The 5,097-nt window shown below is 61.1% G+C and carries 3 protein-coding genes, 1 tRNA gene and 1 pseudogene; 2 read left to right on the plus strand and 3 right to left on the minus strand.

Translation table 11 applies throughout. The annotated features are described in order from the left end of the window. Window positions 1-262: 262 nt before the first annotated feature. Window positions 263-364 (plus strand): annotated as a pseudogene (locus HMPREF2724_RS13490) (rhodanese-like domain-containing protein); the annotation flags it as partial. 200 nt (window positions 365-564) lie between these two features. Here the strand turns inward: HMPREF2724_RS13490 and HMPREF2724_RS06245 are convergent. Next, window positions 565-640 (minus strand) — tRNA-Val (locus HMPREF2724_RS06245). A 65-nt stretch (window positions 641-705) separates the two neighbouring features. Then, a complete protein-coding gene (locus tag HMPREF2724_RS06250) occupies window positions 706-1,131 on the minus strand; it encodes a DUF3052 domain-containing protein (RefSeq protein ID WP_083306110.1) in 426 nt (141 codons plus the stop codon). Between the two features lie 196 nt (window positions 1,132-1,327). On the opposite strand from HMPREF2724_RS06250, the gene aceE reads away from it, so the two are divergent. Then, window positions 1,328-4,084 carry a pyruvate dehydrogenase (acetyl-transferring), homodimeric type gene (gene aceE, locus HMPREF2724_RS06255; protein ID WP_070587756.1) on the plus strand — a complete coding sequence of 919 codons (2,757 nt, stop codon included), beginning with the start codon at window positions 1,328-1,330 and terminating at the stop codon, window positions 4,082-4,084. A 348-nt stretch (window positions 4,085-4,432) separates the two neighbouring features. Here aceE and HMPREF2724_RS06260 read toward each other — a convergent pair. Then, window positions 4,433-5,097, minus strand: a 665-nt coding sequence (locus HMPREF2724_RS06260) for an alpha/beta fold hydrolase (protein WP_070587762.1), incomplete at its 5' end; no start/stop codon positions are given.

Consider the following 5,097-nt stretch of genomic DNA (forward strand, 5'->3'; position numbering starts at 1 on the left):
CCCCGCGTGCAGACACGACGCCTTCGCGTCGCAGCCGTTCCCGCTACGGCGACTCCAAGCCGGATTTTTATGAAAAGATCCGCGAACGCGGCCAGGAACGCTTCTAAGCCGCCGACCTCACCATTTACGGCGGCTTAGCGCCCTTTGCATCCAAATGGTGAGGTCGCCCCGCAACTCTTGATTCTCAAAGCAACCAGTGTGACGCGAGTAGCCTGGATATACCCATCCCTCCTCACCATTTGCGGGCTTCCGCCCAGACAGCCGCTCCGCCCAAGCCGTCGCCGCACTGCGCGAGCGCGGCTTTAGAGAGGTCTACTCCCTGCGCGGCGGCATCAACGCATGGCTGGAGCAGAATACCGCGTAGGCAGCCCATATTAAGGACACCGAAGACAGTCCACGGCGTATGTACCTCTGTGTGTATATAGCGTGCCTGAATCACCAGGTTTCTGGCCGCTATTTACATACATCGGTACATGAAACCACGCCTGGCGGTGCGAAGCGCGTTTGAAGGAAACAAAAATCTCGAGACACCATCCAAAGGAACGATGTCTCGAGACTTCACAATGGTGCGGCCTGAGGGGATCGAACCCCCGACCTACTGGGTGTAAACCAGTTGCTCTTCCAGCTGAGCTAAAGCCGCATTGCGTTAACGCTTGCATAAGATTAGCCCACACAAGCGTTAGCTAACAAATCGCCTGGTAAAAGTTATTTCTTGGTATATCCGCGAGCAACCAAACAAGAACCTTGCCACTCGCCTAGGCGCTCCGCTTTAGTCTGCACCAAGCCTGCGAGCTGAGCGGACTCGGAGATGTCCCCCGGCGCGAGTTTGCCCGGCTTGCCTGCTCCTGGGGTCATAAGCCAGATCCGGCCAGAGTCCCCTAGCGGGCGGGTTGCATCGACGAGACCATCGACGAGGTCGCCGTCTTCGGCACGCCACCAAAGAAGCACGACGTCGCAAAGCTCGTCAGTTTCTTCATCGAGAAAATCCTCTCCAAGGACATCCTCAATAGATTCGGAGATGCTGGAATCGCAATCCTCGTCCCACCCGAGTTCAAGGGCAATCTGCCCCTCGGTGATTCCGAGCTTGCTGGCCGCATCAGCCACTGCTTTATTCCTTCCATTTTCTGGCATGAGCAAGATCATAACGCCTTGCACAGTAGTTTTCGCGATTACACAGGAGATTTACTGCACACAGCAGTTTTGCAAAGTTAGCAAATAGCGCCTTTTACCGGCCGCGTACGGCAATTGACCCCCTTCACACACACAGATGATCAGGGTGCGCGTATCCTGGGGTGCAAACTGTGTAAAACCAATCTAGGAGGTTTAAATGGCCGACCAGGACGCCGTAAAGGATGAGTCCAACTTCCCGATCGTCCGCGACGGAGTTGCTTCTTACCTGCACGACAGCGATCCCGAGGAAACCCGCGAGTGGATGGAATCCCTCGACGGCCTGCTGGATCACGCCGATCCAGAACGCGCCCGCTTCCTCATGCTCCGCCTGCTCGAGCGTGCGACCGCCAAGCGCGTTCCGATGCCCGCCCTGACCTCCACTGACTTCGTCAACACCATCCCGACCAACATGGAGCCGGAGTTCCCAGGTGACGAAGAGCTGGAGAAGCGCTACCGCCGCTGGATCCGTTGGAACGCAGCAATCATGGTGCACCGCGCGCAGCGCCCAGGCATCGGCGTCGGCGGCCACATTTCCACCTACGCGGGCGCGGCCCCGCTTTACGAGGTCGGCCTGAACCACTTCTTCAAAGGCAAGGACGATCCTTCCGGCGGTGACCAGATCTTCTTCCAGGGTCACGCTTCCCCGGGCATGTACGCCCGCGCGTTCATGGAAGGCCGCCTCAGCGAAGAAGACCTCGACGGATTCCGCCAGGAAGTTTCCCGCGGCGAAGGCAAGGGTCTGCCTTCCTACCCGCACCCGCGTCTGATGCCTGACTTCTGGGAGTTCCCAACCGTTTCCATGGGCATCGGCCCGATGAACGCTATCTACCAGGCACGCTTTAACAAGTACCTGGAGACCCGCGGCATCAAGGACACCTCCGATCAGCCCGTCTGGGCCTTCCTGGGTGACGGTGAGATGGACGAGCCAGAGTCCCGCGGCCTCCTGCAGACCGCCGCGCTCTACGAGCTCGATAACCTCACCTTCGTCATCAACTGCAACCTGCAGCGTCTCGACGGCCCGGTCCGCGGCAATACCCAGATCATCCAGGAGCTGGAGTCCTTCTTCCGCGGCGCTGGCTGGAACGTCATCAAGGTCATCTGGGGCCGCGGTTGGGACAAGCTTCTCGACGCCGATAAAGAAGGCGCCCTGGTCAACATCATGAACACCACCTCGGATGGTGACTACCAGACCTTCAAGGCAAACGACGGCGCGTATGTCCGCGAGCACTTCTTCGGCCGCGACGAGCGCACCCTCAAGCTGGTTGAGGATCTTTCCGATGACGAGGTCTGGGCCCTGCGCCGCGGTGGCCACGACTACCGCAAGATCTACGCTGCTTACGCGAAGGCACTGTCCAACAAGGGCACTGGCAAGCCGACCGTCATCCTGGCCCACACCATTAAGGGCTACGGCCTGGGCCACAACTTCGAGGGCCGCAACGCAACCCACCAGATGAAGAAGCTGACTCTGGAGGATCTGAAGCTCTTCCGCGACAAGCAGGAAATCCCGATCTCCGACGAAGTTCTCGAGCAGGATCCTTACGCACCGCCGTACTACCACCCAGGCGAGGACGCACCGGAGATCAAGTACATGCTGGAGCGTCGTAAAGAACTCGGCGGCTTCTTGCCGGAGCGCCGTGACAAGTTCACCCCGCTGGTCACTCCGGGCATCGAGAAGCTGCGCTCCGTGCGTAAGGGCTCGGGCAAGCAGAACGTTGCTACCACCATGGCGCTTGTGCGTACCTTCAAGGAGCTCATGCGTGATAAGGAGCTGGGCAAGCGCATCGTTCCGATCATCCCGGACGAGGCTCGTACCTTCGGTATGGACTCCTGGTTCCCAACCATGAAGATCTGGAATCCACGCGGCCAGAACTACGTGCCAGTGGACAACGAGCTCATGCTCTCCTACCGCGAGGCTACCGACGGCCAGATCATGCACGAGGGCATTTCCGAGGCAGGCGCTACTGCGTCCTTCACCGCGGCTGCAACCTCGTACGCCACCCATGGTGAGGCCATGATCCCGCTGTACATCTTCTACTCGATGTTCGGTTTCCAGCGCACCGGCGACTCTTTCTGGGCAGCCGGCGACCAGCTGGGCCGCGGCTTCATCATCGGCGCTACCGCAGGCCGCACCACCCTGACCGGTGAGGGTCTGCAGCACATGGATGGTCACTCCCCGGTTCTGGCTTCCACCAACCCGGCTGTTATTTCCTACGACCCAGCATTCGGCTACGAGGTGGCTCACCTGATCCACCGCGGCATCAACCGCATGTACGGCGAAGACTCCGAGGCAGTCATGTACTACCTGACCGTGTACAACGAGCCGGTCTCCCAGCCAGCTGAGCCGGAGGACCTCGACATCGAGGGCCTGCACAAGGGCATCTACCACTACAACACCGCTGAGTCCGGCTCCATCCCGGCCAACATCCTGGCTTCCGGTGTGGGCGTGCACGAGGCGCTGCGCGCACAGGACATCCTGGCCAAGGACTACGACGTCAAGGCTTCCCTGTTCTCTGTCACCTCCTGGGTTGAGCTGGCTCGCGACGGCGCGCGCCGCAACAAGGAGGCGCTGCAGAAGGGCGTCGAGCCGACCGAGGCATTCGCCACCACGCAGCTCAAGGGCTTTGATGGTCCGTTCGTTGGTGTTTCTGACTTCACCACCGACCTGCAGGAGCAGATTCGCCCTTACGTTCCGGGCACCTACATCGCTCTGGGCGCAGACGGCTTCGGCTTCTCCGACACCCGCGAGGGCGCTCGTCGCTTCTTCAACATCGATGCCGAGTCCATCGTCGTGGCAGTCCTCGAGGGCTTGGCACGCGAGGGCAAGGTGGAGCGTTCCGTCGTCGAGGAAGCAGCGAAGAAGCTGAAGCTCGATGACCCGACCGCCACCGAGTCCACCTCCTCTGACGAGGAGTAATAACTCGCTCTAGGACGGTTTAGGCCGCTCCTCGGTTGCCCTCCTAGCAGGGCGCCAAGGGGCGGTCTTCTCGTTTTGCGTTGCGGCCGGGGCACAGAAGGGCGCAGAAGGGCGCAGGCTTGTCGTACAACGAACTCGCTGGCCGACCGGCCAACTGGTCCCATTGGTTGGGTCCCCTACTAAGGGTAGTTTTACGAGTAACCGGTTCCGGGCAGAAGCCGCTAGTGGTCCCTTTACCCCACAAACGGACCAAACGAATGGGACCAAACCTACGGGGGTTCTGGGAAACAAGCGGAGGCGCGCGGTGGTCGGTAGAGGGCCGGCAAAGGGCCGGCGGCCGCGGCAACGCTAGTCCACCAACGGAACCAAGAGTCGGCCAAGCGCCTCCGAGATGGCCTCGGGCTCCTCGAGGATGACCATGTGGCCTGCGCCGTCCACCTCAGTCAGCCGGGCGGCCGGCCAGTGTTCCAAGATGACGTCCGACTGGCTGCGCGGGGTTACGATGTCGGCTGAACCCACGATGACCTCGCCTCGCAGGCGGGCCAGACGGTCGGCGGCAGCATACTCGGAGTGGTCGAGAAGGTCGTCAAAGAAGCCCGTGTAACTGGACAGCGGCGTGTCCATCAGCATGGCCACGTGGAACTGCAGCTTCTCCATCTGCGGAAAACCCGCCAGCAAAGCAGCAAACAGCGGCGCAACCCACTGCGCGACCTCAAAGCGGATGCGGTCCATCCGCCTCGGCAGCCGCATGCACGCGTTATACAAACTGCCCAGCGCCTTCGACTCGAGAATCTGCGCCACACCCTTCGCCGCAAAGCGGCGCATCGACGTCGCAATCAACAGCGCCGAGTCAACGCGCTGGTACACCTCGTCCGGCGCGCGGCGAATCACATTGAGCGCCACCATTCCGCCCAAAGAGTGCCCCACGACCACGAGCTTGCCACGGGAGGCGCGCTTGGAAAGGACAGCGAGGACGTCGTCAGCCGCGGCGTCCACCGTGCACTGCGCGGGGG

The sequence above is a fragment of the Corynebacterium sp. HMSC071F07 genome, from assembly GCF_001810285.1.
GTDB lineage: Bacteria > Actinomycetota > Actinomycetes > Mycobacteriales > Mycobacteriaceae > Corynebacterium > Corynebacterium simulans.

Excerpts from the sequence above, each read along its gene's own strand:
- aceE (WP_070587756.1), top strand. The coding sequence starts at position 1,328 with ATGGCCGACCAGGACGCCGTAAAGGATGAGTCCAACTTCCCGATCGTC.
- HMPREF2724_RS06250 (WP_083306110.1), bottom strand. The coding sequence starts at position 1,131 with ATGCCAGAAAATGGAAGGAATAAAGCAGTGGCTGATGCGGCCAGCAAG.